The organism is Klebsiella sp. CN_Kp097 (genome assembly GCF_040064495.1).
Lineage (GTDB): Bacteria > Pseudomonadota > Gammaproteobacteria > Enterobacterales > Enterobacteriaceae > Klebsiella > Klebsiella aerogenes.
Map to the genome: position 1 here is coordinate 90,486 of NZ_JBEAIL010000002.1, position 25,162 is coordinate 115,647.

Annotated in this window: 26 protein-coding genes; 14 read left to right on the forward strand and 12 right to left on the reverse strand. The window is 55.9% G+C overall.

Features of this window, described 5'->3' with window-relative positions; all coding sequences use genetic code 11:
- The first annotated feature begins 37 nt into the window (after window positions 1-37).
- The 8 genes from rbfA to mtr all read left to right on the forward strand — a co-directional run bounded on the left by rbfA (window position 38) and on the right by mtr (window position 8,670).
- Window positions 38-439: a 30S ribosome-binding factor RbfA gene (rbfA, locus tag ABLV07_RS02605; protein WP_002918248.1), complete on the forward strand. Its 402-nt coding sequence runs from the start codon at window positions 38-40 to the stop codon at window positions 437-439.
- Window positions 439-1,383 carry a tRNA pseudouridine(55) synthase TruB gene (gene truB, locus ABLV07_RS02610; RefSeq protein WP_348853300.1) on the forward strand — a complete coding sequence of 315 codons (945 nt, stop codon included), beginning with the start codon at window positions 439-441 and terminating at the stop codon, window positions 1,381-1,383. Before rbfA ends, truB begins: the two co-directional genes overlap by 1 nt.
- Before the next feature lie 148 nt (window positions 1,384-1,531).
- Window positions 1,532-1,801 (forward strand): 30S ribosomal protein S15, encoded by a 270-nt coding sequence (gene rpsO, locus ABLV07_RS02615; RefSeq protein WP_015369527.1) that lies wholly within the window; start codon window positions 1,532-1,534, stop codon window positions 1,799-1,801.
- A gap of 241 nt (window positions 1,802-2,042) precedes the next feature.
- The gene (gene pnp, locus ABLV07_RS02620) at window positions 2,043-4,178 is read left to right on the forward strand and encodes a polyribonucleotide nucleotidyltransferase (RefSeq protein WP_015369529.1); all 2,136 of its coding nucleotides are present in this window, start codon (window positions 2,043-2,045) and stop codon (window positions 4,176-4,178) included.
- Window positions 4,179-4,285: 107 nt separating this feature from the next.
- Window positions 4,286-5,170, forward strand: coding sequence for a lipoprotein NlpI (nlpI, locus tag ABLV07_RS02625; protein ID WP_020077841.1), 885 nt, complete (start codon window positions 4,286-4,288; stop codon window positions 5,168-5,170).
- A 103-nt stretch (window positions 5,171-5,273) separates the two neighbouring features.
- Window positions 5,274-5,354, forward strand: coding sequence for a protein YrbN (gene yrbN, locus ABLV07_RS02630; RefSeq protein WP_086538083.1), 81 nt, complete (start codon window positions 5,274-5,276; stop codon window positions 5,352-5,354).
- Window positions 5,347-7,281 carry a DEAD/DEAH family ATP-dependent RNA helicase gene (locus ABLV07_RS02635; RefSeq protein ID WP_015369531.1) on the forward strand — a complete coding sequence of 645 codons (1,935 nt, stop codon included), beginning with the start codon at window positions 5,347-5,349 and terminating at the stop codon, window positions 7,279-7,281. The genes yrbN and ABLV07_RS02635 overlap by 8 nt, the downstream gene beginning before the upstream one ends.
- 144 nt (window positions 7,282-7,425) lie before the next feature.
- Entirely contained in the window at window positions 7,426-8,670 is a 1,245-nt protein-coding gene (mtr, locus tag ABLV07_RS02640; RefSeq protein ID WP_015369532.1) for a tryptophan permease, read from the forward strand.
- Window positions 8,671-8,714: 44 nt separating this feature from the next.
- On the opposite strand, the gene ABLV07_RS02645 is transcribed toward mtr, so the two are convergent.
- The 3 genes from ABLV07_RS02645 to ABLV07_RS02655 all read right to left on the reverse strand — a co-directional run bounded on the left by ABLV07_RS02645 (window position 8,715) and on the right by ABLV07_RS02655 (window position 11,690).
- Window positions 8,715-9,722, reverse strand: a complete 1,008-nt coding sequence (locus ABLV07_RS02645; RefSeq protein WP_015369533.1) for an LLM class flavin-dependent oxidoreductase — start codon at window positions 9,720-9,722, stop codon at window positions 8,715-8,717.
- A gap of 88 nt (window positions 9,723-9,810) precedes the next feature.
- On the reverse strand, window positions 9,811-10,689 hold the full coding sequence (locus ABLV07_RS02650) for a U32 family peptidase (RefSeq protein WP_015369534.1): 879 nt from the start codon (window positions 10,687-10,689) through the stop codon (window positions 9,811-9,813).
- Window positions 10,690-10,694: 5 nt separating this feature from the next.
- Window positions 10,695-11,690, reverse strand: a complete 996-nt coding sequence (locus ABLV07_RS02655) for a peptidase U32 family protein (protein ID WP_015369535.1) — start codon at window positions 11,688-11,690, stop codon at window positions 10,695-10,697.
- A 221-nt stretch (window positions 11,691-11,911) separates the two neighbouring features.
- Between ABLV07_RS02655 and ABLV07_RS02660 the strand changes: the two genes are divergently transcribed.
- Window positions 11,912-12,436, forward strand: a complete 525-nt coding sequence (locus ABLV07_RS02660; RefSeq protein ID WP_015369536.1) for an SCP2 domain-containing protein — start codon at window positions 11,912-11,914, stop codon at window positions 12,434-12,436.
- On the forward strand, window positions 12,430-12,933 hold the full coding sequence (locus ABLV07_RS02665; RefSeq protein ID WP_015703593.1) for an N-acetyltransferase: 504 nt from the start codon (window positions 12,430-12,432) through the stop codon (window positions 12,931-12,933). The genes ABLV07_RS02660 and ABLV07_RS02665 overlap by 7 nt, the downstream gene beginning before the upstream one ends.
- Here ABLV07_RS02665 and ABLV07_RS02670 read toward each other — a convergent pair.
- Complete coding sequence (locus ABLV07_RS02670; RefSeq protein WP_026612209.1) at window positions 12,920-13,210, reverse strand: GIY-YIG nuclease family protein; 291 nt, start codon at window positions 13,208-13,210, stop codon at window positions 12,920-12,922. The genes ABLV07_RS02665 and ABLV07_RS02670 overlap by 14 nt on opposite strands.
- A gap of 49 nt (window positions 13,211-13,259) precedes the next feature.
- Here ABLV07_RS02670 and ABLV07_RS02675 point away from each other — a divergent pair, with 49 nt between their 5' ends.
- Entirely contained in the window at window positions 13,260-13,703 is a 444-nt protein-coding gene (locus tag ABLV07_RS02675; protein ID WP_015369539.1) for a YhbP family protein, read from the forward strand.
- Here ABLV07_RS02675 and ABLV07_RS02680 read toward each other — a convergent pair.
- Window positions 13,683-14,201 (reverse strand): type 1 glutamine amidotransferase domain-containing protein, encoded by a 519-nt coding sequence (locus ABLV07_RS02680; protein ID WP_049060830.1) that lies wholly within the window; start codon window positions 14,199-14,201, stop codon window positions 13,683-13,685. The genes ABLV07_RS02675 and ABLV07_RS02680 overlap by 21 nt on opposite strands.
- 128 nt (window positions 14,202-14,329) lie before the next feature.
- On the opposite strand from ABLV07_RS02680, the gene ABLV07_RS02685 reads away from it, so the two are divergent.
- Together ABLV07_RS02685 and ABLV07_RS02690 are read left to right on the forward strand one after the other, a co-directional pair.
- Window positions 14,330-14,977 carry an NAD(P)H-binding protein gene (locus ABLV07_RS02685; RefSeq protein WP_048229550.1) on the forward strand — a complete coding sequence of 216 codons (648 nt, stop codon included), beginning with the start codon at window positions 14,330-14,332 and terminating at the stop codon, window positions 14,975-14,977.
- A gap of 72 nt (window positions 14,978-15,049) precedes the next feature.
- Window positions 15,050-16,093 (forward strand): permease, encoded by a 1,044-nt coding sequence (locus ABLV07_RS02690; RefSeq protein WP_348853301.1) that lies wholly within the window; start codon window positions 15,050-15,052, stop codon window positions 16,091-16,093.
- Between the two features lie 267 nt (window positions 16,094-16,360).
- Here ABLV07_RS02690 and dolP read toward each other — a convergent pair whose 3' ends face one another.
- Genes dolP through ABLV07_RS02710 form a run of 4 tightly spaced genes read right to left on the reverse strand, consistent with a single transcriptional unit; the run spans window position 16,361 to window position 20,008 of the window.
- Entirely contained in the window at window positions 16,361-16,936 is a 576-nt protein-coding gene (dolP, locus tag ABLV07_RS02695; protein WP_015369543.1) for a division/outer membrane stress-associated lipid-binding lipoprotein, read from the reverse strand.
- Between the two features lie 9 nt (window positions 16,937-16,945).
- The gene (diaA, locus tag ABLV07_RS02700; RefSeq protein WP_015369544.1) at window positions 16,946-17,536 is read right to left on the reverse strand and encodes a DnaA initiator-associating protein DiaA; all 591 of its coding nucleotides are present in this window, start codon (window positions 17,534-17,536) and stop codon (window positions 16,946-16,948) included.
- 25 nt (window positions 17,537-17,561) lie between these two features.
- Window positions 17,562-17,948, reverse strand: a complete 387-nt coding sequence (locus ABLV07_RS02705) for a YraN family protein (RefSeq protein ID WP_015703589.1) — start codon at window positions 17,946-17,948, stop codon at window positions 17,562-17,564.
- A complete protein-coding gene (locus ABLV07_RS02710; RefSeq protein WP_126027634.1) occupies window positions 17,906-20,008 on the reverse strand; it encodes a penicillin-binding protein activator in 2,103 nt (700 codons plus the stop codon). Before ABLV07_RS02710 ends, ABLV07_RS02705 begins: the two co-directional genes overlap by 43 nt.
- A 63-nt stretch (window positions 20,009-20,071) precedes the next feature.
- Here ABLV07_RS02710 and rsmI point away from each other — a divergent pair, with 63 nt between their 5' ends.
- Window positions 20,072-20,932 (forward strand): 16S rRNA (cytidine(1402)-2'-O)-methyltransferase, encoded by an 861-nt coding sequence (gene rsmI / locus ABLV07_RS02715; protein ID WP_042897916.1) that lies wholly within the window; start codon window positions 20,072-20,074, stop codon window positions 20,930-20,932.
- Between the two features lie 33 nt (window positions 20,933-20,965).
- On the opposite strand, the gene ABLV07_RS02720 is transcribed toward rsmI, so the two are convergent.
- The 3 genes from ABLV07_RS02720 to ABLV07_RS02730 form a co-directional block, all read right to left on the reverse strand.
- Complete coding sequence (locus ABLV07_RS02720) at window positions 20,966-22,855, reverse strand: enterotoxin (protein ID WP_047053672.1); 1,890 nt, start codon at window positions 22,853-22,855, stop codon at window positions 20,966-20,968.
- Between the two features lie 82 nt (window positions 22,856-22,937).
- Window positions 22,938-23,810, reverse strand: a complete 873-nt coding sequence (gene kbaY / locus ABLV07_RS02725; protein WP_042897913.1) for a tagatose-bisphosphate aldolase subunit KbaY — start codon at window positions 23,808-23,810, stop codon at window positions 22,938-22,940.
- 12 nt (window positions 23,811-23,822) lie between these two features.
- Window positions 23,823-24,977, reverse strand: coding sequence for an SIS domain-containing protein (locus tag ABLV07_RS02730; RefSeq protein WP_015369550.1), 1,155 nt, complete (start codon window positions 24,975-24,977; stop codon window positions 23,823-23,825).
- Window positions 24,978-25,162 lie beyond the last annotated feature (185 nt).

Below are 25,162 nucleotides of genomic sequence, written 5' to 3' on the forward strand. Positions count from 1 at the left end.
TTGGCCCCTTTTTTGTCTTTATTCTGGAGAATTTATTATGGCGAAAGAATTCGGTCGCCCGCAGCGCGTGGCCCAGGAGATGCAAAAAGAAATTGCCATCATCCTGCAGCGTGAAATCAAAGACCCGCGTCTGGGCATGATGACCACCGTTTCCGGCGTAGAAATGTCCCGTGACCTGGCCTATGCCAAAGTGTATGTCACTTTCCTTAACGACAAAGATGAAGCCGCGGTGAAAGCGGGCATCAAAGCGTTGCAGGAAGCGTCTGGTTTTATCCGCTCTCTGCTGGGCAAAGCGATGCGCCTGCGCATCGTGCCGGAACTGACTTTCTTCTACGACAACTCGCTGGTCGAAGGGATGCGCATGTCCAATCTGGTTACCAGCGTGGTGAAACACGACGATGAGCGTCGTGTGAACCCGGACGACAGCAAGGAGGACTAATGAGTCGTCCTCGTCGTCGCGGCCGCGACGTGCACGGCGTATTGCTGCTGGATAAGCCTCAGGGCGCCTCCAGCAACGATGTGCTGCAGAAAGTAAAACGTATTTATAATGCCAACCGCGCTGGCCATACCGGCGCGCTGGATCCGCTGGCGACCGGTATGCTGCCGGTCTGCCTTGGCGAAGCGACTAAGTTTTCCCAGTATCTGCTGGATTCTGATAAGCGTTATCGCGTGATCGCCAAACTTGGTCAGCGTACGGATACCTCCGACGCCGATGGCCAGGTGGTGGAGGAACGCCCGCTAACCTTTAACGAAGAACAGCTGGCGGCGGCGCTGGATAGCTTCCGCGGCGAGACTCAGCAGGTGCCGTCGATGTACTCGGCGCTGAAATATCAGGGTAAAAAGCTGTACGAATACGCTCGTCAGGGCATTGAGGTTCCGCGTGAAGCCCGGCCGATTACGGTCTATGAGCTGCTGTTTATTCGCCATGAAGGCGATGAACTGGAGCTTGAGATCCACTGTTCGAAAGGTACCTACATCCGTACGATTATCGATGATTTGGGCGAGAAGCTTGGCTGCGGGGCGCACGTGATTTTCCTGCGTCGCCTGGCGGTGAGCAAATACCCGGTCGAGCGGATGGTGACCCTGGAGCAACTGCAGGCGCTGGTCGAACAGGCGGCGGCAGAGGATATTCCCGCCGCTCAACTGCTTGACCAGCTGCTGATGCCGATGGATAGCCCAGCGTCGGATTACCCGCTGGTTCATATTCCGGAAACTTCCGCGGTCTACTTTAAAAACGGTAACCCGGTTCGTCAGTCAGGCGCGCCGCTGAACGGGCTGGTGCGAGTGATGGAAAGCGAGTCCGGCAAGTTCCTCGGTATGGGCGAAATCGACGATGAAGGCCGCGTCGCGCCTCGTCGTCTGGTGGTGGAATACCCACAGTAAGCGCTTTTGTTGCGATAAAAGCCTGCTACGAGTAGAATATCGCCGCTTAACGTCCGCTAAAGTGTTTTAACATTTTCGGGCGTTGCATCAGGGGTTGCTGAATTAGAGATCGGCACCCTTTCTTTACTTATAATTTTGGAGTTTGAAAATGTCTCTAAGCGTTGAAGCTAAAGCACAAATCGTTTCTGAGTTCGGTCGTGGCGCAAACGACAGCGGTTCTACTGAAGTTCAGGTTGCACTGCTGACTGCACAGATCAACCACCTGCAGGGTCACTTTGCAGAGCACAAAAAAGATCACCACAGCCGTCGTGGTCTGCTGCGCATGGTTTCTCAGCGTCGTAAACTGCTCGACTACCTGAAACGTAAAGATGTTGCACGTTACTCTTCGCTGATCGAGCGTCTGGGTCTGCGTCGCTAATTCTGCGAGTTTCAGAAAAAGGGGCCTCACGGCCCCTTTTTTCGACCAGGCGGCAGCAATTCATTAAAAACTCATGTATTGTTGCTATTAATGATCTTCATGCAGAGGTTCGCGCGGCTAATGAGAGGCTTCATCCGCAGGGGCGGGTAAAGGTTGTCATTAGTCGCGAGGATGCAGAGGATCGGGTCATCAGGCGCGATATCGTAGATATGGCGTCATTTTTAGATAAAAGGATAGAATTTTGCTTAATCCGATCGTTCGTAAATTCCAGTACGGCCAGCACACCGTAACCCTGGAAACCGGCATGATGGCGCGCCAGGCAACGGCCGCTGTGATGGTTAGCATGGATGACACCGCGGTATTCGTTACCGTTGTGGGTCAGAAAAAAGCGAAGCCGGGCCAGGACTTCTTCCCGCTGACTGTTAACTACCAGGAGCGTACCTACGCTGCCGGTAAAATCCCAGGTGGCTTCTTCCGTCGTGAAGGCCGTCCAAGCGAAGGCGAAACCCTGATCGCGCGTCTGATTGACCGCCCGGTTCGTCCGCTGTTCCCGGAAGGCTTCGTTAATGAAGTCCAGGTTATCGCTACCGTTGTTTCCGTTAACCCGCAGGTTAACCCGGATATCGTCGCGATGATCGGCGCTTCCGCAGCGCTGTCGCTGTCCGGTATTCCGTTCAATGGCCCAATCGGCGCCGCTCGCGTGGGTTACATCAACGACCAGTACGTACTGAACCCAACCCAGGAAGAGCTGAAGTCCAGCAAACTGGATCTGGTGGTTGCCGGTACCGAAGCGGCCGTACTGATGGTTGAATCCGAAGCTGAACTGCTGAGCGAAGACCAGATGCTGGGCGCGGTGGTCTTTGGCCACGAGCAGCAGCAGGTTGTTATTCAGAACATCAACGACCTGGTGAAAGAAGCCGGTAAACCGCGTTGGGACTGGCAGCCGGAAGTGGTTGACGCCGCCCTGAACGCGCGCGTTGCTGCGCTGGCTGAATCCCGCCTGAGCGATGCTTACCGTATCACCGACAAACAAGAGCGTTACGCTCAGGTTGACGTCATCAAATCTGAAACCATCGCGACGCTGGTTGCCGAAGATGAAACCCTGGACGCCAACGAACTGGGTGAAATCCTGCACGCTATCGAGAAAAACGTCGTTCGTAGCCGCGTACTGGCAGGCGAGCCGCGTATCGATGGCCGCGAAAAAGACATGATCCGTGGTCTGGACGTTCGTACCGGCGTACTGCCGCGTACTCACGGTTCCGCACTGTTTACCCGTGGCGAAACTCAGGCGCTGGTTACCGCGACTCTGGGTACCGCACGCGACGCGCAGAACATCGACGAACTGATGGGCGAGCGCACGGACTCCTTCCTGTTCCACTACAACTTCCCTCCGTACTCCGTAGGTGAAACTGGCATGGTTGGTTCTCCGAAGCGTCGTGAAATCGGTCACGGTCGTCTGGCTAAGCGCGGCGTTCTGGCCGTAATGCCGACAATCGACGAATTCCCGTACACCGTTCGCGTGGTATCTGAAATCACCGAATCCAACGGTTCTTCTTCCATGGCTTCCGTCTGTGGCGCATCTCTGGCGCTGATGGACGCTGGCGTGCCGGTGAAAGCCGCCGTTGCGGGTATCGCAATGGGTCTGGTGAAAGAAGGCGATAACTTCGTCGTACTGTCCGACATTCTGGGTGACGAAGACCACCTTGGCGATATGGACTTCAAAGTTGCGGGTTCTCGCGACGGTATCTCTGCGCTGCAGATGGATATTAAAATTGAAGGTATCACCAAAGAAATCATGCAGGTTGCTCTGAACCAGGCTAAAGGTGCGCGTCTGCACATCCTGGGCGTGATGGAACAGGCGATTAACGCGCCGCGCGGCGATATCTCCGAATTCGCACCGCGTATCCACACCATCAAGATCAACCCGGACAAGATCAAAGACGTTATCGGTAAAGGCGGTTCTGTTATCCGTGCCCTGACCGAAGAAACCGGCACCACCATCGAAATCGAAGATGACGGTACCGTGAAGATCGCAGCGACCGACGGTGACAAAGCGCAGCACGCTATCCGCCGTATCGAAGAGATCACCGCTGAGATCGAAGTTGGCCGTATCTACAATGGTAAAGTGACCCGTATCGTTGACTTTGGCGCATTCGTTGCCATCGGCGGCGGTAAAGAAGGTCTGGTTCACATCTCTCAGATCGCTGACAAGCGCGTTGAGAAAGTGACTGATTACCTGCAGATGGGTCAGGAAGTACCGGTTAAGGTTCTGGAAGTTGACCGTCAGGGCCGCGTACGTCTGAGCATTAAAGAAGCAACTGAGCAGGCTCAGCCAGCTAACGCGCCGGAAGCTCCGGCCGCAGAGCAGGGCGAGTAAGGTTGCCGATTGCCCTCCGCTTCGGCGGAGGGTCTATTCCGGGCAGGATGCCTTTTTGCAGCCGGGGAACTGGACGTTCATCCAATCGTTGTCTTCGGGAGTGGGAAATGAAGCCTTTTCTGCGCTGGTGTTTCGTGGCGACAGCTCTCACGCTGGCAGGATGCAGCAACTCTGCCTGGCGTAAGGACGCCGTCCTCGCGGTACCATTGCAACCGACTTTGCAGCAAGAAGTGATTCTGGCGCGCATGGAACAAATTCTTGCCAGTCGGGCTTTAACCGATGACGAACGCGCACAGCTTTTATATGAGCGCGGAGTGTTGTATGATAGTCTCGGTCTGAGGGCATTAGCGCGAAATGATTTTTCACAAGCGCTGGCAATCCGACCCGATATGCCTGAAGTATTCAATTACTTAGGCATTTATTTAACGCAGGCAGGCAATTTTGATGCTGCCTATGAAGCGTTTGATTCTGTACTTGAGCTTGATCCAACTTACAACTACGCGCACTTAAATCGCGGCATCGCTCTGTATTACGGTGGCCGTGCTAAGTTAGCGCAAGATGATCTGCTGGCGTTTTATCAAGACGATCCCAATGATCCTTTCCGCAGTCTGTGGTTATACCTCGCCGAGCGTAAGCTTGATGAGAAGCAGGCGCTTGAAGCACTGAAACAGCGCTTCAACAAGTCGGACAAAGAGCAATGGGGATGGAACATTGTCGAGTTCTACCTTGGCGACATTAGCGAAAAAGAGCTGATGACCCGTCTGAAGGCAGACGCAACGGATAACACCTCGCTCGCTGAGCATCTCAGTGAAACCAACTTCTATTTAGGTAAGTACTACCTAAGTCTGGGGGACAAGGACAGCGCTACGGCACTGTTCAAACTGGCGGTCGCTAACAACGTTCATAACTACGTTGAGCACCGATACGCATTGTTGGAATTATCGCTCTTGGGCCAGGAGCAAGATGACCTGGCAGAATCGGACCAGCAATAGCTGACGAACACTCATCAGCCCTTTTTTTGATTGCCATCACCTTCGCGGGTGAGGGCGTTGTTGTTCGTTAATACACCTACTTTGAGCCGGTTCACACTTTTCAATGAAAATTACTCTAAATTTTCACGATGAGTTATGTAGACTGGCCGCCATTAATTTTGAGGCACACGTACTACATGGCTGAATTCGAAACCACTTTTGCAGATCTGGGCCTGAAGGCTCCTATCCTTGAAGCGCTTAACGATCTGGGTTACGAAAAACCATCTCCGATCCAGGCTGAGTGCATTCCGCATCTGCTGGACGGCCGCGACGTTCTGGGTATGGCCCAGACCGGTAGTGGTAAGACCGCAGCGTTCTCTTTACCGCTGCTGAACAACATCGATCCTGAGCTGAGAGCACCGCAGATTCTGGTGCTGGCGCCGACCCGCGAACTGGCGGTACAGGTTGCTGAAGCAATGACGGAATTCTCTAAACATATGCGCGGCGTAAACGTGGTTGCCCTGTACGGCGGCCAGCGTTATGACGTGCAGCTGCGCGCCCTGCGTCAGGGGCCGCAGATCGTTGTCGGTACCCCGGGTCGTCTGCTGGACCACCTGAAGCGCGGTACGCTGGATCTCTCTAAACTGAGCGGTCTGGTACTGGACGAAGCAGATGAAATGCTGCGCATGGGCTTTATCGAAGACGTAGAAACTATCATGGCGCAGATCCCGGAAGGTCATCAGACCGCTCTGTTCTCCGCCACGATGCCGGAAGCGATTCGTCGCATTACCCGCCGCTTCATGAAAGAGCCGCAGGAAGTGCGCATTCAGTCCAGCGTCACCACGCGCCCGGACATCAGCCAGAGCTACTGGACTGCTTACGGCATGCGTAAAAACGAAGCGCTGGTGCGTTTCCTGGAAGCGGAAGACTTTGATGCGGCGATTATCTTCGTGCGTACCAAAAACGCGACCCTGGAAGTGGCAGAAGCGCTGGAGCGTAGCGGCTATAACAGCGCCGCGCTGAACGGCGATATGAACCAGGCGCTGCGTGAGCAGACTCTGGAGCGCCTGAAAGACGGTCGTCTGGATATCTTGATCGCCACCGACGTTGCGGCCCGTGGCCTGGACGTTGAGCGTATCAGCCTGGTTGTTAACTATGACATCCCGATGGATTCCGAATCTTACGTTCACCGTATCGGCCGTACCGGTCGTGCGGGTCGTGCGGGTCGCGCGCTGCTGTTCGTTGAGAACCGTGAGCGTCGCCTGCTGCGTAACATCGAACGTACGATGAAGTTGACGATCCCTGAAGTAGAACTGCCGAACGCAGAACTGCTGGGCAAACGTCGTCTGGAGAAATTCGCCGCTAAAGTTCAGCAGCAGCTGGAAAGCAGCGATCTGGACCAGTACCGTGCGCTGCTGGCTAAAATCCAGCCGACCGCGGAAGGCGAAGAGCTGGACGTGGAAACGCTGGCCGCTGCGCTGCTGAAAATGGCCCAGGGCGAACGTTCTCTGATCGTTCCGCCGGATGCGCCGATGCGTCCGCGTCGTGAATTCCGCGATCGTGATGACCGTTTCGAACGTCGTGGCGACCGTAATGACCGCGGCCCGCGCGGCGATCGTGAAGATCGTCCGAAGCGTGAGCGTCGTGACGTGGGTGAAATGGAACTGTACCGCATTGAAGTGGGCCGTGATGACGGCGTTGAAGTTCGTCATATCGTTGGCGCGATCGCTAACGAAGGCGACATCAGCAGCCGCTACATCGGCAACATCAAGCTGTTCGGTTCTCACTCTACCATCGAACTGCCGAAAGGTATGCCGGGCGAAGTGCTGCAGCACTTTACTCGTACCCGCATCCTGAACAAGCCGATGAACATGCAGCTGCTGGGCGATGCGCAGCCGCGCACCGAACGTCGTGGCGGCGGCGAGCGTCGTGAAGGCGGTCGTGGCTTCGGCGGCGAGCGTCGTGAAGGCGGTCGTAGCTTCGGTGGCGAACGTCGTGAAGGCGGTCGTGGTGAAGGTCGTCGTTTCAGCGGCGAACGTCGTGAAGGCGGCCGCGCGCCGCGTCGTGACGATGCTTCCGCGCCGCGCCGTGATGATTCCGCGGGTCGTCGTCGTTTCGGTGGCGATGCGTAATAAGCGCAATCCGTTAGCGTAAAGTAAATAATACAGCCCCGATCGTCATGATTGGGGCTTTTTTTATTTCTTTTGTACTCGTGTACTGGTACAGTGCGTCATGCTTAACGTGAGCGAAGTATTTTCGACTGGAGATTTCGGCAAATGGCGACACTAACCACTACGGCCACCCGACCGTCTTTATTTGGCGGCGTGGTGATTATCGGCGGCACAATTATTGGCGCGGGCATGTTCTCGCTGCCGGTGGTCATGTCCGGCGCGTGGTTTTTCTGGTCGCTGGCGGCGCTGGTTTTTACCTGGTTCTGCATGCTGCACTCCGGTTTGATGATTCTGGAAGCCAACCTTAACTACCGGATTGGCTCCAGCTTCGACACCATTACCAAAGACCTGCTCGGCAAAGGCTGGAATCTGGTGAACGGCGTGTCGATCGCCTTTGTGCTGTATATCCTGACCTACGCCTATATTTCGGCGAGCGGTTCGATCCTGCACCACACCTTCAGTGAAATGTCGCTGAACGTACCGGCGCGCGCTGCGGGCTTCGGCTTTGCGCTGCTGGTGGCCTTTATCGTCTGGATGAGCACGAAAGCGGTGAGCCGCATGACGGCTATCGTACTGGGCGCTAAGGTGATTACCTTCTTCCTGACCTTCGGCAGCCTGTTGGGGCACGTTGAGCCGACGACGCTGTTTAACGTCGTGGAGAAGAATGCCTCCTATGCGCCATACCTGCTGATGACGCTGCCGTTCTGCCTGGCCTCGTTTGGCTATCACGGTAACGTGCCGAGCCTGATGAAATATTATGGTAAGGATCCGCGCACCATTACCCGCTGTCTGATTTACGGTACGCTACTGGCGCTGGGTCTGTATGTGGTCTGGCTGCTGGTGACGATGGGGAATATCCCTCGTCCGCAGTTTATCGGTATCGCCCAGAAGGGCGGTAACATTGATGTGCTGGTGCAGGCGCTGAGCGGCGTGCTGAATAGCCGCGGTCTGGATCTGCTGCTGGTGGTGTTCTCCAACTTTGCCGTCGCCAGTTCCTTCCTCGGCGTAACGCTGGGGCTGTTCGATTATCTCGCTGATCTGTTTGGCTTTGACGATAGCGCGATGGGACGCTTTAAAACCGCGCTGTTGACCTTTATCCCGCCGATGATCGGTGGGCTGGTGAAACCAGATGGTTTCCTTTACGCCATCGGCTATGCCGGCCTGGCGGCGACGGTATGGGCGGCGATTGTGCCGGCGCTGCTGGCTCGCGCTTCGCGTAAACGCTTCGGCAGCCCACAGTTCCGTGTTTGGGGCGGAAAACCGATGATTGCGCTGATCCTGCTGTTCGGGCTCGGCAACGCGGTGGTGCATTTCCTGTCGAGCTTTAATCTGTTGCCGGTTTATCAATAACCGCATTGCCCGGTGGCGTGACGCGCACCGGGCTTACCACGTCGCTAACCTAACAATTCCTCTTTCACCTGCATCGCTAAATCAAACGAATGCAGGCGTGCCTGGTGGTCGAAGATCTGGCCGTTGACCATGATTTCGTCCGCTTCCGTTTCGCGAAGAATCGACGCTAACCCATGGCGAACTTTGGTCTTATCGCCAACCAGCGACATGCTCAATGCCTGCTGTACACCATACTGCTCGGACGCTGACCACAGTTGATGCATATTTTCCACCGGCGGCGGCAACTGCCCGGTTTCACCGCGGCGCAGTTTAACGAAGGCCTGCTGCATCGAGGTAAAGAGGAACTCCGCATCGCGATTACTATCGGCGGCGATAATATTGATACATACCATCGCGTACGGTTTTTCCAGCCGCGCCGAAGGTTTGAAGTTGCTGCGGTACAGATGCAGCGCCTGGAATAGCATGTCCGGCGCGAAGTGAGAGGCGAAGGCAAACGGCAGACCAAGCTGCGCCGCCAGCTGCGCGCTGTACAGGCTTGAGCCCAGCAGCCACACCGGAATTCGTTCGCCATAGCCGGGAACCGGGCGCACCTGCGGATTAGCCTCTCGGGCATCAAACCAGTCCACCAACTCCGCCACATCGCGCGGGAAATTATCGACATCGCCGCTCATATGGCGACGCAGCGCGCGCATGGTCGGCTGATCGCTGCCCGGCGCGCGGCCAAGGCCGAGATCGATACGTCCGGGATACAGCGTATTCAGGGTGCCGAACTGTTCGGCGATCACCAGCGGCGAATGGTTTGGCAACATTACGCCACCGGATCCCAGATGCAGGGTGGTGGTATTGGCGGCAAGATAGCCAATCAACACCGAGGTCGCCGCGCTGGCAATACCCACCATATTATGGTGCTCAGCCAGCCAATAACGGTGGTAGCCGCGGGATTCCGCCAGTTGGGCGAGAGCGAGAGAATGGGAAAAGGCTTCTTTAGCAGAAGAACCCTGCGGGATCGGCGCCAGATCGAGCACCGAGAACGGAATGGTTTTATCAGTCATAACAGCTCACTTTGTCGACGGTGAATCTTTTAATAGTGCATTAAAAATTAATAACCGTTGTTAACAAAGTGAGCTTTTACACTTCACCTTACGCCTGCAGCTCCAGCCCGGCCAGCCGTTTCCAGTAGCCATTGCAATCGCTGTTAGCGGTGAGATCCAGCGGCGCAGCGCCATTTTCATTGGCGCGGAAGGCGTCGAGCATGGCGAAGGTCTCGCTACCCATCGGCGACAGGCGCACCATATCCACCAGACCGTGCATCGAGGTTAACTCGTTGCCAAGGTTATAGACGTAGCCGCTCATCGTCTGAATGCCGTTAAGCACAAACACCTGCTGGTTCTCCTGCGACAGCATGCTGCGCCCGGTTGGGTACTTGATGCAGCAGGTTTCGCATTCGTCTTTTGGCCGGTCTTCCGAGCGGGCGGTAAAGCAGCGCGCGGAATAGGCCAGCGGCAGATGGCCGTAGCTCAGCACTTCGACTTCAAACTGGTTGCGAATACCCAGCTCTTCGCACTGGGTCAGCAAATTAGCCAGCCAGTCGCGGGAGAGTTCAACCGGCATACACCAGCGCACCATGCCCTGTTTCAGCAGCAGGCGCAGGGTGACGGCGTTGTAGCAGTTCAGCGCATGACCCGCGACGAAGGGCAACTTGCGTTCGGCACAGAGATTGACCACGCCGAGGTCGCTGGCTTCAATCAGGAATTCGCCGTTCTCGACATAGCGCTTCAGCTCGCCCAGTTCGGATGAGGCCTGCACCAGCGCGAGGGTGGAGAGCACCACCTGCTTGCCGCTGCCGGCCAGCGCTTTCGCCATTTCGATCCAATCGCCGACTTTAGTGGCACGGCGTTTGCTGCATACCGCTTCGCCCAGATAAATGGTGTCAGCGCTACAATTTGCCGCCTGCTGGTAAAAATCTGCCAGCGTCTCTTTTGGCCAGTAGTACAGCACCGGCCCTAATGAATATTTCATGTTTCTCACTGCCATTTACGGTGATAGGCGCCAAGGGTGGTTTGCGTTCCTTCGGACATCGAACCAAGGGCTTCCATCCATGCAGATTGCGGCACGAAGTTCTGCGGATCGGCTTTACAGCGATCGATCGCCTGACGCCAGACTTTCGCTACCTGGGTGACGTATGCCGGGCTGCGCTGGCGGCCTTCAATTTTTACCGAAGCGATATTGGCGGCCATCAGTTCTGGCAACAGTTCCAGGGTGTTGAGGCTGGTGGGTTCTTCCAGCGCGTGGTAGCGCTCGCCGTCGACCAGGTAGCGGCCTTTGCACAGCGTCGGATAACCGGCATTCTCGCCATCCTGATAGCGATCGATCAGCACTTCGTTAAGGCGTGACTCCAGCCCCTGCGGCGTTTGCTGCCAGCGGACGAAGCGCGCGGGCGAACAGGCGCCGACGGTATTTGGCGATTCGCCGGTGAGATACGACGAGAGATAGCAGCGGCCTTCCGCCATGATGCATAAGCTACCGAAGGCGAAGACTTCAAGTGGAACCGGCGTGGCGCGCGCTAACTGTTTCACCTGGTGAATGGATAACACCCGCGGTAGTACGACGCGGGCGACGTCAAAGTTACGGTGATAAAAACGTATCGCCTCTTCGTTAGTGGCGGACGCCTGCACTGAAACGTGACGTTCAATGTGCGGATAGCGTTCCGCAGCGTACTCCAGCATGGCGATATCGGCGAGGATCAGCGCGTCGGCGCCCAATTGCGCGGCCATATCCACAGCACGCTGCCAACGGGCATAACCGTCGGGATGGGCGAAGGTGTTAATCGCGATATGTAGCTTGCGGCGATGCTGGTGCACAAAGCTGACGGCTTCCTGTAATTTCTTTTCGGTGAAATTAAGGCCGGCAAAGTGGCGGGCATTGGTGTCATCTTTCAGCCCGATATAGACGGCATCGGCGCCGTTTTCGATGGCCGCCTTAAGTGCCGGGAGGTTACCGGCGGGGCAGAGCAGCTCCATAATTTTTCCTGAAAAACGCGGCCGGTCAGGGACGCAAAATGGTTAACGAGCTGGGATTTTAGTTAACCTTCTGGTGACAATTTTTGATTTGAGGCAGTTAAAAGCGTATTGGTGGGCTCAATAGCTGGCGGCCATCATCGCGATTTTGTTGATTTACGCCGCTATGTCGTTTATTTGATATGGCACAATAGCGAAACTATTGCATGCATGGAGTGAAGCTTGTGTTGGATGAACTGCGTTCCCGGCTGGTCCGTTTTGGCCCGTCTTTAATGAGCGTGCCGGTTAAGCTGGCGCCTTTTGCCCTCAAGCGCCAGGTGCTGGAACAAGTATTGAGCTGGCAATTTCGCCAGGCGCTGGCGGATGGAGAACTGGAGTTTCTCGAAGGTCGCTGGTTAAGTATTAATGTGCGCGATATTGGCCTGCTGTGGTATACCTCGGTAGTCGACGGTCGCCTGGTGGTCAGCCAGCAGGCTGACGCCGACGTCAGCTTTAGCGCCGATGCCAGCGATCTGTTGATGATTGCCGCGCGTAAACAGGATCCGGATACGCTATTCTTCCAGCGTCGTCTGGTGATTGAAGGTGATACCGAGCTGGGTCTATACGTGAAGAACCTGATGGATGCCATCGAGCTGGAGCAGATGCCGAAAGCACTGCGCGTCATGCTGCTGCAGATGGCGGATTTTGTCGAAGCAGGCCTGAAGAGCCCGCAGAAACCTGAACAGACATCGGTAGGTGAGGCATGCTGATTCGAGTGGAAATTGGGATTGATGCACCGGGTATCGACGCGCTGCTGCGCCGTACGTTCGGCAGCGACGCGGAAGCGAAGCTGGTGCACGATCTGCGTGAAGATGGTTTGATCACGCTGGGCTTAGTCGCCACTGACGATGAAGGCCAGGTGGTGGGCTACGTTGCCTTTAGCCCGGTCACCGTCGAAGGCGAAGAGCTGCAGTGGGTCGGTCTGGCGCCATTGGCGGTAGATGAAAGCTATCGCGGCCAGGGTATTGGCCGACAGCTGGTCTACGAAGGGCTGGATTCATTAAATGAATTTGGCTACGCCGCGGTGGTTACGCTGGGCGAACCGGCGCTGTATGGCCGTTTGGGCTTTGAACCCGCCGCCGCGTTCGATTTACGCTGCCGTTGGCCGGACACCGCTGAAGCCTTCCAGGTGCACCGTCTGGCGGATGACGCGCTGCAGGGCGTACACGGTCTGGTCGAGTACAGCGATCATTTCAATCGCTTCTGAGCCCCTCCAGCAGGGTCTCGAACGAACCATCCCCGGCAACGAGGCGCTCTTTCTGGCGCTTCGTTAGCTGCTTGATGCGATACTCCAGCCGCAGAGCGAGTGAGTGGTCACCAACTTTCTGACTAAACGCCAGCGCCAGTTCGCCTTTGCCGCGCAGCGCTTTCGCTCCTTTGCCTTCCTGATGCTGAAGAAAGCGGCGCGGAACATCGGTGGTAATGCCGGTATACAGGCGGTTATCAGCGGTTCGAATAAGATAGAGAAACCAGCACACGGTAATAACGTCAGTCTGTTAGGGTGTGTGCACCATAGCATAATGGAGAATAAAGATGGATACGCTTGCCGCGATTAGCCGCTGGCTGGGTAAACAGCACGTCATCACCTGGTGCGTCGCGCGTGATGACGAGCTGTGGTGCGCCAATGCGTTTTACGTTTACGACCCGGATAACGTCGCCTTTTATCTGCTGAGCGACGAAAAAACCCGCCACGGCCAGATGACCGGCGAACACGCGAAGGTCGCCGGGACGGTTAACGGCCAGCCAAAGACCGTTGCCTTGATCCGCGGCGTGCAGTTTAAGGGTGAGATCCGCCGCCTTCACGGTGACGAAGAGGCTGAGATGCGCAAGCGCTACGTCAAGCGCTTCCCGGTCGCCCGCATGCTGTCGGCGCCGGTGTGGGAGATCCGTCCCGACGAACTTAAATTTACCGACAACACGCTAGGTTTTGGCAAAAAGCTATATTGGCTGCGCGACTCAAGCCCCGAGCAGGCGTAGCGCCTCGCGATTGAACGCCGGCAGATCGTCTGGGGTTCGGCTGGTGACTAACTGATCGTTATCCAGCACCACTTCCTGATCGTAAAACTCACCGCCGGCGTTTTTCACGTCGACCACGATAGGTTTAACCGCCGTGAGTTTACGCCCGCGAATGACATCTGCGCTGATGAGTAGCTGCGGGCCGTGGCAGATGGCAAAGACCGGCTTACCGCTATTCACGAAGTCGCGAGTAAAAGTGACGAAGCGCTCATCACCCCGCAACTGGTCCGGTGAATAGCCACCAGGCAGCAACAGGGCGTCAAACTGCGCCGGCGTCACGTCATCAATCGCTTTATCGATCGCCACTTCAGCCTCGCCTTGTTTCCCTCTTACCGTTTTTCCAGCCTGCTTCTCAATCGTCACGACCTGATGCCCGGCAAGTTTAAAGGCCTCGGCAGGTGAGGTGAATTCAGAATCTTCGAAGTCGTCGGTGATTAGTACGGCAATCTTTTTACTCATTCTTCCTCCGATCTTTTGGCAGTGAATGAGGCATTTCCATGATGATGGTGGATACTTACCTCGTAAGCTATTAAGCCTGGAATATGTGGGGCAAAGTGCAAGGCAGACAATTCTGCAAAGGAGATTCGATGAGTCAGGTATTACTAACCGGCGCGACTGGTTTGGTTGGTGGGCACTTACTTCGCCTGCTACAGAATGAGCCGGGCATTAGCGCGATTACTGCGCCAACGCGCCGTCCCCTTGCTGTGGCGGAGGGGGTATTCAATCCACACGATCCGCAGTTGACCGATGCACTGGCGCAGGTGGTTGATCCTGTCGATATCGTTTTCTGCTGCCTGGGCACCACGCGCCGGGAAGCGGGGAGTAAAGAAGCGTTTGTGCATGCTGACTATACGCTGGTGGTAGATACGGCGCTGGTCGGGAAGCGTCTCGGAGCGCAACATATGCTGGTGGTCAGCGCGATGGGCGCTAATGCGCATTCGCCCTTCTTCTATAACCGCGTGAAAGGAGAAATGGAAGAGGCGCTGATGGCGCAGGACTGGCCGCGGCTGACCATTGCCCGTCCTTCGATGTTGCTGGGGGATCGGGAGCATAAACGCGCCAATGAAACGCTCTTTGCACCGCTATTTCGTTTTCTGCCTGGAGACTGGAAAGCTATTCAGGCCCGCGATGTAGCGACTGCCCTGCTCGCGGAGGCGCTGGCGCCGAGCCATGAAGGCGTCCAAATCCTGACCTCGTCTCAGCTACGGGAGCGCGCTGCCCGGCAGGCGGATTAACCATTTTCAAATTTGGACGGCAGGCGTAGTATTCACCTCCTTATTTGTTATCACTTCTCCCTGGGGAATGCTATGGCTGGTCAGTCTTCATCTCAGGCGGCATCACCATTTCAATGGTGGAAACCCGCGCTGTTCTTTCTCGTCGTTATCGTTGGTCTGTGGTACGTCAAATGGCAGCCGTATTACGGTAAAGCCTTTACGGCCGCCGAAACCCACAGTATCGGTAAATCTATTCTCGCGCAGGCTGATGTAAACCCGTTGCAGGCGGCATGGGATTACGCGATGGTTTATTTCCTCGCGGTCTGGAAAGCGGCGGTGCTCGGCGTGCTGCTTGGTTCGCTTATTCAGGTGTTGATCCCACGCGACTGGCTGCAGAGGACGCTTGGGCAATCTCGTTTTCAGGGCACGTTGCTGGGAGCGATTTTTTCGCTGCCGGGGATGATGTGTACCTGCTGCGCCGCGCCGGTCGCCGCCGGTATGCGTAAACAGCAGGTGTCGATGGGCGGAGCGCTGGCGTTCTGGATGGGCAACCCGCTGCTGAACCCGGCAACGCTGGTCTTTATGGGTTTCGTGCTCGGCTGGCAGTTTGCTCTGATCCGGCTGGTGGCCGGGCTGGCGACGGTGCTGGTGGTGGCGACGCTGGTGCAAAAATGGGTAAAAGAGGCGGCGACGCAGCCGGTAGCGGGAGAAGACGTTAGCCAACTGCAGCGCGATGAGGGCAGTTTTATCAGCCGCTGGCTACGCGCGCTGTGGTCGCTGTTCTGGAGTACGATCCCGGTTTACATCCTCGCGGTGCTGGTACTGGGCGCGGCGCGGGTCTGGCTGTTCCCGCACGCCGAGGGCGCGGTCGATAACACGCTGTTCTGGGTGATCGCAATGGCGATAGCCGGTTGCCTGTTCGTTATCCCGACGGCGGCGGAAATCCCGATTGTGCAGACGATGATGCTGGCTGGGATGGGCACCGCGCCGGCGCTGGCGCTGCTGATTACGTTGCCGGCGGTGAGCGTGCCGTCGCTGGTTATGTTGCGTAAGGCGTTTCCGGCTAAAGCGCTGTGGCTAACCGGCGGGCTGGTGGCGTTGTGCGGGGCGATCGTCGGCGCGCTGGCGCTGGTGTAATTTATCCGGAGCGGGGCTGTGGCCCCGGCGCCGGATTTTGTGCCGGGTGGCGGCTACGCCTTACCCGGCCTACGGTCCGTGCGGACTGTCGTTAATTTATACTGCCGGTGTTGGTGGCCTCAAAATCCCCCCGGTGGCGCTGTCGCTTACCGGGGCTACAGCGCTTTGCGATTTGGTAGCCCGGAGAAGGCGCAACGCGCCGCGTCCGGGAAAACCCCTTAAAAAAGTTGCCAACCGATAACAGTATCTACAACGGATACAGGGCGTTTATTTAATATAGGTAAACGCGGTGGTGACGCGGCTCACGCCGCTAACCCGGCTGGCGATATCCGCCGCCGCGCGGCCTTCGCGGTCGGTGACAAGGCCCATCAGGAACACTTCGCTATTTTCGGTCGTCACTTTCACATTGGAAGACTTCACCTGATCGCTGCCCAGCAGTTGGGAACGAACTTTGGTGGTGATCCAGGTATCCGACGACGCGGTGCCTAAGCCAATCGGCTGGCCTTGACGCACTTCATTGAAGACTTCGGTAGTCCCTTCAACCCCCATCGCGATTTGTTTGGCGCGTGAGGAGAGATCGGCGGTCGGCGACTGGCCGGTCAGCAGGACCTTGCCCTGATAAGCGGTGACGTTAATACGCGCTTCTTTCTTAATCTGTTCATCTTTCCCTAAGGCGCTGTTAACGCGTAGCTCCAGGGTGCTGTCATCAACCTGCGTACCGACCGTACGTGGGTCCGTTGCCGCTTTGGTGCCGACGGCTGCCGTACCGACTACCGCTGCGGCGACGCAGCCCTGTAGCAGTAGCGCAGAAAGCAGGATGGCGAGGGGCGAGAGAGCCTTCATGTGTTCTCCTTATTCGTCCTGGTGTGGAAAAAGCGTGTTATCAATCAAATCGCACAGACAATTGACGGTGAGCATGTGCATTTCCTGGATCCGCGCGCTGCGGTGTGAAGGAATGCGGATTTCAACGTCCTGCTGACCTAACAGGCCAGCCAGCTCGCCGCCGTCGTAACCGGTTAACGCCACGATAGTCATATCGCGGGTGACCGCCGCTTCCACGGCTTTCACGATATCCCGGCTATTGCCGCGCGTAGAAATCGCCAGCAGTACGTCGCCGGCGTGTCCCAGCGCGCGCACCTGTTTAGCATAGATTTCATCATGCAGGCGATCGTTGGCGATTGCGGTTAAGACCACATTATCGGTATTTAGTGCAATGGCGGGTAAACCAGGGCGCTCTGTTTCGAAACGATTGATCATGCTGGCAGCAAAATGCTGTGCGTTGGCGGCGGAGGTGCCATTACCACAACAGAGGATTTTGTTGCCGTTAAGCAGCGACTGAACGAGCGTCATAGCCGCGCGCGAGATGGCGTCCGGGAGCGCTTCCGCGGCGGCGATTTGGGTTTGAATGCTTTCGGTAAAGCAGGCTTTAATTCTGTCGAGCACGGGATCCCTTAAATCTGATAATACGCTATTCGCCAAAGGCGTTTTTCAGCCATTGGATGTCGTTGCCGGTGAAGGCTACCACATCGAAACGGCAATCCACAGTATCAAAACTCCCATTCTGTCGGGAGAGCCACAGGCGAGCGGCCTTGAGAAGGCGTTGTTGCTTTTGCGGCGTGACGCTGGCGGCGGCATCGCCGTAGCTGGCGTTGCGCCGGTAGCGCACTTCGACGAACACGATAACCGCGCCGTCGCGCATAATAAGGTCGATCTCGCCGCCGCGCTCGCGGGCGTTGGCGGCGATAAAACGCAGTCCATGCCGTTCTAACCACCGACGCGCCTGGCTTTCCCAGGCGTCGCCGGTCTGTTTACTTAGTTGGCTGCGACGATTTGTCCCTGTTGGTACTTGAGCCATGATAACTTCCTGTTAATCACGCAGTCCGGCGTAGCCGTCAGATCGCCCGTATTGCCGTTCAGCTCGTAACCTGGGCTCTGGCGCATTTGCGCGAAATGATTCGCCAGCGACCAGGCGTCGGCGCCCATTGCGTACAGCCGCGCCAGCGAGTAGTCGTTACGCACCGCGGAGAGCGCCTGCTGCATCAGCGCCGGGTTACTGCCGGCCAGCATCGGGATTTCGCTATATTGCAGGCCTTCCATCTCCAGACGGAAATCCGGGCCGGAGGTGCCCTGGGCGCTACGGGAACTGGCGTACAGGGTGACGTTGCTCTGGCTGCCGTTGCGCATCGCGATCAGCGGCTTGATATAACCAATTTGTTCCGGGGTGGCGACGATATAGGCGGCATCGATGCTGCCGCCGCTGCTGACCGGAACGTCGCTTGGGCTGCCGAGCGAGCTATCTACAGATGAGGGCAGCGTCGATACCGGGCTGCCGGTCAGCGAGATGCCGCCGCCGTTGACGCCGGATTTCAGCTCCGCCGTCGATCCCAGACGTTGCTGCAGCACCGTACCGCCGCCCAGTTTCAGCCACTCGTCGGCGAAAGCGCTGACCACGCGGTCGCCAAGCGCGCCGCGCGGCACCAGTAGTAACGGCGTTTGCTTGCCCTGATCGTGAATATGACGCGCTGCGTCGCGGGCTTCATCTTCCGGGGAGAGCGCGAAGTAGCACAGGTTCGGACGGTTCTCGACTTTGCCCGGCTGGTTAAGGGCGAGCACGTTCAGCGAGGTGTTGCTTTTCATCACCTCTTCGACGTTTTCTTTCAACAGCGGGCCAACCACGATGGTGGCGCCGTCCTGCTGTACCTGCGCCAGAAGCTGGCTCATCGGCTGGCTGGTGGTATCGTAAATTTTCAGCTCAGCAGCAGGATTGGTGGTCGCTACCTCGGGCTGCGGCTGCACGGCTGGCGCGTTCACCGGTTGTGCTGCCGGTTGTGCTGCCGGCGTTGCGGCAACCGGGGCGGGTAGCGGAGCGGCTGCTGGTTTTGCGGCAGGCGCGGCCTGCGTTTCCGCTGGCGCCTGCACCGGATCGGCCTGGCTGCCGGTGGCGGCGAGATCGCCGACTTCCGCCTGCGAAGGGCTCACCACATCATTATTGCCGGCAACATTCGCCGCCTGGGCGACCTGCGCCGGCACTGCGCTGCCCTGGACCGCTGGGGCGCCATTCTTCGCCGCTTCAAAACCCTGCTGGATAGTGCGGCCGAAAATCGCCGCCTGGCCGTTCAGAGGCAGCAGCAGGGCGATTTTATTGGTCGAGGCCGGTTTATAGTTTTGCATATTCACCAGCGCAGTGGGCAGCATCTGCGCCCCCGGGTTCTGCGGATAACGGATTTGCCAGTCTTTGACGCCCGCTTTCAGCATTGCCGGATCGTTACGGTTGTCGAACCACATCCGCTGCAGATCCAACCAGCCCTGCAGCACGTTTTCGTCGGCATTAATCACCAGTGCGTTGGCCTGCTGCGGAGTCATCGCCGTCAGCGCTTTCCACGTGGCGTCGATATTTTGTTGTTTTTGCTTCGCCTGGCTTAGTAGGGGCTGCTGGGCAATCAGCGCGCGCAGCAGGGACAGAGAGGGCTGCCCCTGGCTGGCGTCAATTTGCGCCTGCCAGTAGCGCGGCTGCTGATTTTTTTCAAAACTGAGAGGATCGAGTTTGCTCAGCAATGCCTTCGCGCCCTGGTAATCGCCTTGCGCCAGTTTGACTTCCACCGCCAGCAGCGACTGTTCGCGGGCCTGCGTGCTGTTCAGGTTCGACGGCAGTTGGTTGTACAGGTCGATAGCCTGCTGCTTCTTACCTTCCTGCAGCAGTGCACGAATGGCGAGTAATTGCCAGTTGGTCTTGCTATCATTCGTGCTTTGCTGCATCTGCTGTAGGTAGAAACTGGAGTTGGCCTGCGACGTACCCTGCATAAACGCCGTGCTTTGATCCTGCGTGTGGGTGCCGCAGCCAGCAAAAAGAAGAGTCGCCAGCAATACGGGCAGACAGCGCGCGGGCTTAGAACGAAGAAATGTTGACGGTACCATATGTATCCAGTGATATTTTTTTGGCTCAATGCTCAATATTAAATCGGCAATACGGACGAGACAATGAAACAACACGAATCAGCGGATAATTCTCAGGGGCAACTGTATATTGTGCCCACTCCGATAGGGAATCTGTCTGATATCACGCAGCGCGCACTGGAAGTGTTGCAAGCTGTTGATTTAATTGCTGCTGAGGATACCCGTCATACCGGTTTGCTGCTGCAGCATTTTGCGATTAACGCCCGTTTATTTGCCCTTCACGACCATAACGAGCAGCAAAAGGCCGAAACACTTTTAGCGAAATTAAAAGAGGGGCAGAACATCGCGCTGGTGTCCGATGCCGGCACGCCGCTGATTAACGATCCCGGCTACCATCTGGTGCGCACCTGCCGTGAAGCCAATATCCGCGTCGTGCCGCTGCCGGGTCCTTGTGCAGCGATTGCCGCTCTGAGCGCCGCCGGTTTGCCGTCCGATCGTTTCTGCTATGAAGGTTTCCTGCCGGCGAAATCGAAAGGCCGCCGCGATACCCTGAAGGCGCTGGAAGAAGAACCGCGCACTCTCATCTTCTATGAGTCAACGCACCGCCTGGTGGAGAGCCTGGAAGATATCTGCGCGGTTCTGGGCGAATCCCGCTACGTGGTGTTGGCGCGCGAGCTGACCAAAACCTGGGAGTCTATCCACGGCGCGCCGATTAGCGAGTTGGTGGCATGGGTGAAGGAAGACGAAAATCGCCGCAAAGGCGAGATGGTGCTGATCGTCGAAGGTTTTAAGGCCCAGGAAGAGGCGCTGCCGGCAGCCGCGCTGCGGACTCTGGCGCTGCTGCAGGCGGAACTGCCGCTGAAGAAAGCCGCCGCGCTGGCCGCGGAAATCCACGGCGTGAAAAAGAATGCGCTGTATAAATACGCGCTGGAGCAGCAGGGATAATCACTGCGCCCGGGGGTAACCGGGCGCGGCTGGCTATTTTACCGGCGTCGCTTCGAAAACCAGCGTTTGTAAGGGTTGTAGCGTAACAATAGCCGCTTGCTGATAGTCAGCAGGGAATGTCGCGTTACTGCCGTAAACGCTTTTTAACGTAAAGCGAGACGTCTCTCCCTGCGGTATCTCGAAGGCTTTAGCGAGATCGAGATAAAATTGCTGTGGTTTATCTGATGGGTTACGCAGGCCTAATATCGCCTTATCTTTATTCCATGAGGCCCAGCCGTAAACTTCCAGTGCGGTAGGATCGCCGCCGACCCAATGGGTATCCACCAGCACGTCGGCATTTGCTCTCGACCATTTTGCCGCCTGCGCCAGGGTGTCCCACTTCACTTTGTTAAGTAGCGACGGCGTGATGTACAGCTCCTGTAATTGCGTACCTGTCGCGAAATAGCTCCAGACCTGATCGGCAAAATCGCTATCGGTTTGCGGTTTTTCCAGCCCGTAATAGGCATTTTCAGCACTGACAATACCATGATACATCAGTGAGTTAAGCGGGAAGAGCGGCCCTTTACGCACAATCGAACGATAAGTCTCGGCATCCCGATAGGTCATCCATTGCTGCACCGGCGTCCCCGGCCCGTAAAGATTGATATCGTCGCCCTGGCGCCATATCGCGTCGGCATAAAAAAGCCAGGAAGGACTGGCATTGGTCCCGGTGGTTAAATTAATAAATTGGTCGGGATTGGCGCTGCGCATGTTATGCAGTAAGGCAATCGATGCATCAAAATCGGAAGCAAACTGGCTACCCGGAATATGTGAATTCGCGTTGCCCATACCATCAAGCTTAAAAGAGGTAATATGTTCGTCTTTAATCAGCTTAATAATCTGTTGATTGAAGTTATTGAAATAGTGTCGCCCGGATAGGGCGAATTTGCCATCAACCGTTTCAAAACCATACTCTTTGGCGTGAGAGACGCGGATATCTCTGGGCTTATTATAACCACCCCATGGTGAAAGCCACAGCCCCACTGAACTTTGCATGCTGGCTGCTTTTTCCCGAACCTTACTGAACCCCTGGCTGAAAGCGGGGCCGAAGAGCCATCTGCCAGTACGATCGTCCCAACCATCATCCAGAAGAAAGGCATCTAATGTGACGCCGCGTCCGGTGATAAATTCCTTATTCCACTCATCCATCCGGCGTAGAACATCCTGCTCGCTATAGGTGGTGAAGAAGCCGATATCCATCCAGCTGTTATAGTGCAGATAGGGTTTATAGGGGCGGGGACGCACGGCATTAATAAAGAGGTTTACGCTGCGACGAAGCTGATTGGTTTCTGGAAAGGTGCCGAAGTAGGCCGTATAGCTGAGCGGTGTGGCAGGGTCGATAGCGGTTTTTAATTCTACATTCAGATTCGTGGTTGCCTCATAAGCCCAGGTATTTACGATAGGTTTATCGGGCAGTATAAAAAAGGAATCAGCAACGATCGGTGAACTATTAATAGCGCCATCGACATAGGGTGCCTGAGATTGTTTTTTAGTTGGGAAAAAGGTTATTTTCGCTACGTCTCTCGATTGGCCCACCGCCGCGATAGTGTAATCAATACTCGCGTAGTTTCCCTTTATCAAGTTCATCTTAACCGTGACATTAAAATCCGGGCGGGTGTAGTCGACGACAATAGAATCATTATGTTTCTCGACGTGCTTTATTTTAAAATCAGCGGTGTGGATGATGGTTTCATCAGGTAGTGTGAGAAAAAACAGTTCCTGCGGTGAAAGCTGATGGGCGGATTTTTCATCTTTTACCATCGTTGCTGAGTTCGCATCGTTAAATGAAAGCGCCATCGACGCGTTATTTAATGTGTATTCAGCGGCGGCGGCGCCTTGAGAAATCAGCAGGGCCAGTAACGAAACAGTGAGCGCTTTTTTCATAAGAGAGATCCTTGTTGTCGTTCTATCAGAGGTCAATAACGTTAGCCCTATCGGGCTAACGCGTTTTAATATCGTATGATGTTCAGGCTTCTGCGGCCTGTAATAGTCGGTTAGCGGAACCGCATACGTTAATTTTACTTTTCACGATTTCTTTCATCGCATCCATGCCAACACGCATGTAATAACGCGGATCGTTCCCTTGCGGGTTTTCAGCAAACCATGTTTTCACCGCGGCGGCGAAGGCGATTTTGAGTTCTGTGGCGACATTGACCTTGCAAATTCCCAGTGTGATAGCGCGGCGGACATAGTCATCCGGTACATCGCTTGCGCCATGCAGCACCAGGGGGACATCAACCACTTCCCGAATTTCTGCCAGCCGTTGGAAATCGATTTTAGGCGTTTTTTGATATAGCCCATGAGCGGTACCGATCGCCACGGCGAGGCTGTCGATACCGGTCAATTCGACAAAGCGTTCCGCCTCTTGCGGGTCGGTGAGAAATGCGCTTTCCGCATCAACGTTAAGATCGTCTTCCATCCCGCCAAGCCGTCCCAGTTCTGCCTCAACGCTGCAATCCAGCGCGTGGCAATAATCGACGACCGATTTCACCAGCTTCACATTCTCTGCAAACGGAAAATGGCTGCCATCGATCATCGCGCTGCGGACCCCGGCATTAACCTTACGACGAATATCCGCCAGCGATTCATGATGGTCGAGATGTAGCGCAATTGGCATCGCGTAGGTGGCGGAGTAGGCATGGCAGAGCGCGTAAATTTCCTCCAGCGCGATATGCTTAAAGGTTCCCGGCGTGCCGGCAAGGATCACCGGCGATCGCATTTCACTGCATGTTTCAAGGATCGCCTGGATCGTCTCGGCGTTATGAATGTTAAATGCAGGAACCGCATAACCTTTACACTGGGCATCCTGCAGAAGATATTTGGTGGAAATAATGCTCATGGCGCGCTCCTTTTAAGCCTGCCAGGGATGAATAACAACACCTTGTACGACGCGATTAACGGTACCGCTGGCGGAAGGCGTATCCGGGGTGTTACCCACGGCGAGAGATTGGTTAAGCGCGAAGATCTGGGCATACATCAGGAAGCAGAAAGCCAGTTCGACATCGCTGAAACGGCGTGATGGCGGGATGATGATATGCGGGCCTGCCTCGATAACAGGATCGGTTCCTGCGGCGATGGCCACTATCCGCATGGCCTGGCGATCGCGACGCAACTCAGCGAGAAGATCCAGATCGTACTGGCGGGTATAAGGGTGGTTGGAGATAAACATCACCACCAATGTTTCGTTATTCACCAGTGATTTAGGGCCGTGACGGAAGCCGGTAGGCGAGTCATAAAACGCGGTTAGCTTACCTGCCGTGAGCTCAAGTACTTTCAGGGCGGATTCGCGCGCAGCGCCCTGTAGCCCGCCACTACCGAGGTAAACGATCCTTTTCCACGCTTCGTTGCCGAAAACCCCAGCGTTAACATCGAGCAGCGAGTTAAGAATCGTCTGGCAGCAGTCAGCGACATCGCTGAATGTATGGCTATTAATGAGGTTGGGTGCGAACACTGCAAGGCAGCTGGCCATCATGGTGGTAATACTGCTGGTCATCGCAAAGCCGCGATCGTGAGTTTCTGGCGGCATTAATAGCGGCAGAGCGTTGTCGCTATCCAGCGCGGTTTGATACAGGCTACCTGCTTCGTTGCAGGTAATGGGTAAGTGATAACACTCTGTAACAAACTGATTCGCCAATTTCACTGCGGCCACGCTCTCTGGGCTATTACCTGAACGGGCGAATGAGACCAGCAGCAGTGGATGAGCGGGATCCAGATAATCCATCGGATTGGTCACCAGATCGGTAGTTGGAACGGCGCTAAAATTTTTACCGCTATGACGGGATAACCATGGCGCAATGATGTCGCCAATAAATGCTGAAGTTCCAGCGCCGGTAAGGACGATACGGAGATCGTTTTTTCGTAGTAGCGGCGTGAGAAAGCCGTCAATCTCCGCTCGTAAACGATCGATATGCTTTAAAGATTGGATCCAGCTGCCTGGTTGCTGGCGGATCTCTTCTTCGGTCCAGGTACCAGTGGTTGATGGCGCAGGGGTGTATCTTTCTGACATAACGCAATCCTTATGGTGATGATTTCCGCTTTCGGTGTGGGCTAATGCAAGCCTTTCGTTTCGTTTCACTTTGACTTGCTTTTAATGTGTTAAAATTTACACGAAAGAAATCGAAAGCTCAATGATGTGATTAACAATAAAACGAAAATAGCGATGCTTTGGCGTTATTTTTTACGTAATAAATT

Coding starts and splice junctions, on each gene's coding strand:
- nlpI (WP_020077841.1), top strand. CDS start 4,286: ATGAAGCCTTTTCTGCGCTGGTGTTTCGTGGCGACAGCTCTCACGCTG.
- ABLV07_RS02690 (WP_348853301.1), top strand. CDS start 15,050: ATGGCTGGTCAGTCTTCATCTCAGGCGGCATCACCATTTCAATGGTGG.
- rsmI (WP_042897916.1), top strand. CDS start 20,072: ATGAAACAACACGAATCAGCGGATAATTCTCAGGGGCAACTGTATATT.
- ABLV07_RS02665 (WP_015703593.1), top strand. CDS start 12,430: ATGCTGATTCGAGTGGAAATTGGGATTGATGCACCGGGTATCGACGCG.
- yrbN (WP_086538083.1), top strand. CDS start 5,274: ATGAAAATTACTCTAAATTTTCACGATGAGTTATGTAGACTGGCCGCC.
- ABLV07_RS02645 (WP_015369533.1), bottom strand. CDS start 9,722: ATGACTGATAAAACCATTCCGTTCTCGGTGCTCGATCTGGCGCCGATC.
- ABLV07_RS02710 (WP_126027634.1), bottom strand. CDS start 20,008: ATGGTACCGTCAACATTTCTTCGTTCTAAGCCCGCGCGCTGTCTGCCC.
- rbfA (WP_002918248.1), top strand. CDS start 38: ATGGCGAAAGAATTCGGTCGCCCGCAGCGCGTGGCCCAGGAGATGCAA.
- ABLV07_RS02635 (WP_015369531.1), top strand. CDS start 5,347: ATGGCTGAATTCGAAACCACTTTTGCAGATCTGGGCCTGAAGGCTCCT.
- ABLV07_RS02680 (WP_049060830.1), bottom strand. CDS start 14,201: ATGAGTAAAAAGATTGCCGTACTAATCACCGACGACTTCGAAGATTCT.
- dolP (WP_015369543.1), bottom strand. CDS start 16,936: ATGAAGGCTCTCTCGCCCCTCGCCATCCTGCTTTCTGCGCTACTGCTA.
- ABLV07_RS02705 (WP_015703589.1), bottom strand. CDS start 17,948: ATGGCTCAAGTACCAACAGGGACAAATCGTCGCAGCCAACTAAGTAAA.
- ABLV07_RS02650 (WP_015369534.1), bottom strand. CDS start 10,689: ATGAAATATTCATTAGGGCCGGTGCTGTACTACTGGCCAAAAGAGACG.
- ABLV07_RS02720 (WP_047053672.1), bottom strand. CDS start 22,855: ATGAAAAAAGCGCTCACTGTTTCGTTACTGGCCCTGCTGATTTCTCAA.
- ABLV07_RS02685 (WP_048229550.1), top strand. CDS start 14,330: ATGAGTCAGGTATTACTAACCGGCGCGACTGGTTTGGTTGGTGGGCAC.
- ABLV07_RS02730 (WP_015369550.1), bottom strand. CDS start 24,977: ATGTCAGAAAGATACACCCCTGCGCCATCAACCACTGGTACCTGGACC.
- ABLV07_RS02655 (WP_015369535.1), bottom strand. CDS start 11,690: ATGGAGCTGCTCTGCCCCGCCGGTAACCTCCCGGCACTTAAGGCGGCC.
- kbaY (WP_042897913.1), bottom strand. CDS start 23,810: ATGAGCATTATTTCCACCAAATATCTTCTGCAGGATGCCCAGTGTAAA.
- truB (WP_348853300.1), top strand. CDS start 439: ATGAGTCGTCCTCGTCGTCGCGGCCGCGACGTGCACGGCGTATTGCTG.
- mtr (WP_015369532.1), top strand. CDS start 7,426: ATGGCGACACTAACCACTACGGCCACCCGACCGTCTTTATTTGGCGGC.
- rpsO (WP_015369527.1), top strand. CDS start 1,532: ATGTCTCTAAGCGTTGAAGCTAAAGCACAAATCGTTTCTGAGTTCGGT.
- ABLV07_RS02675 (WP_015369539.1), top strand. CDS start 13,260: ATGGATACGCTTGCCGCGATTAGCCGCTGGCTGGGTAAACAGCACGTC.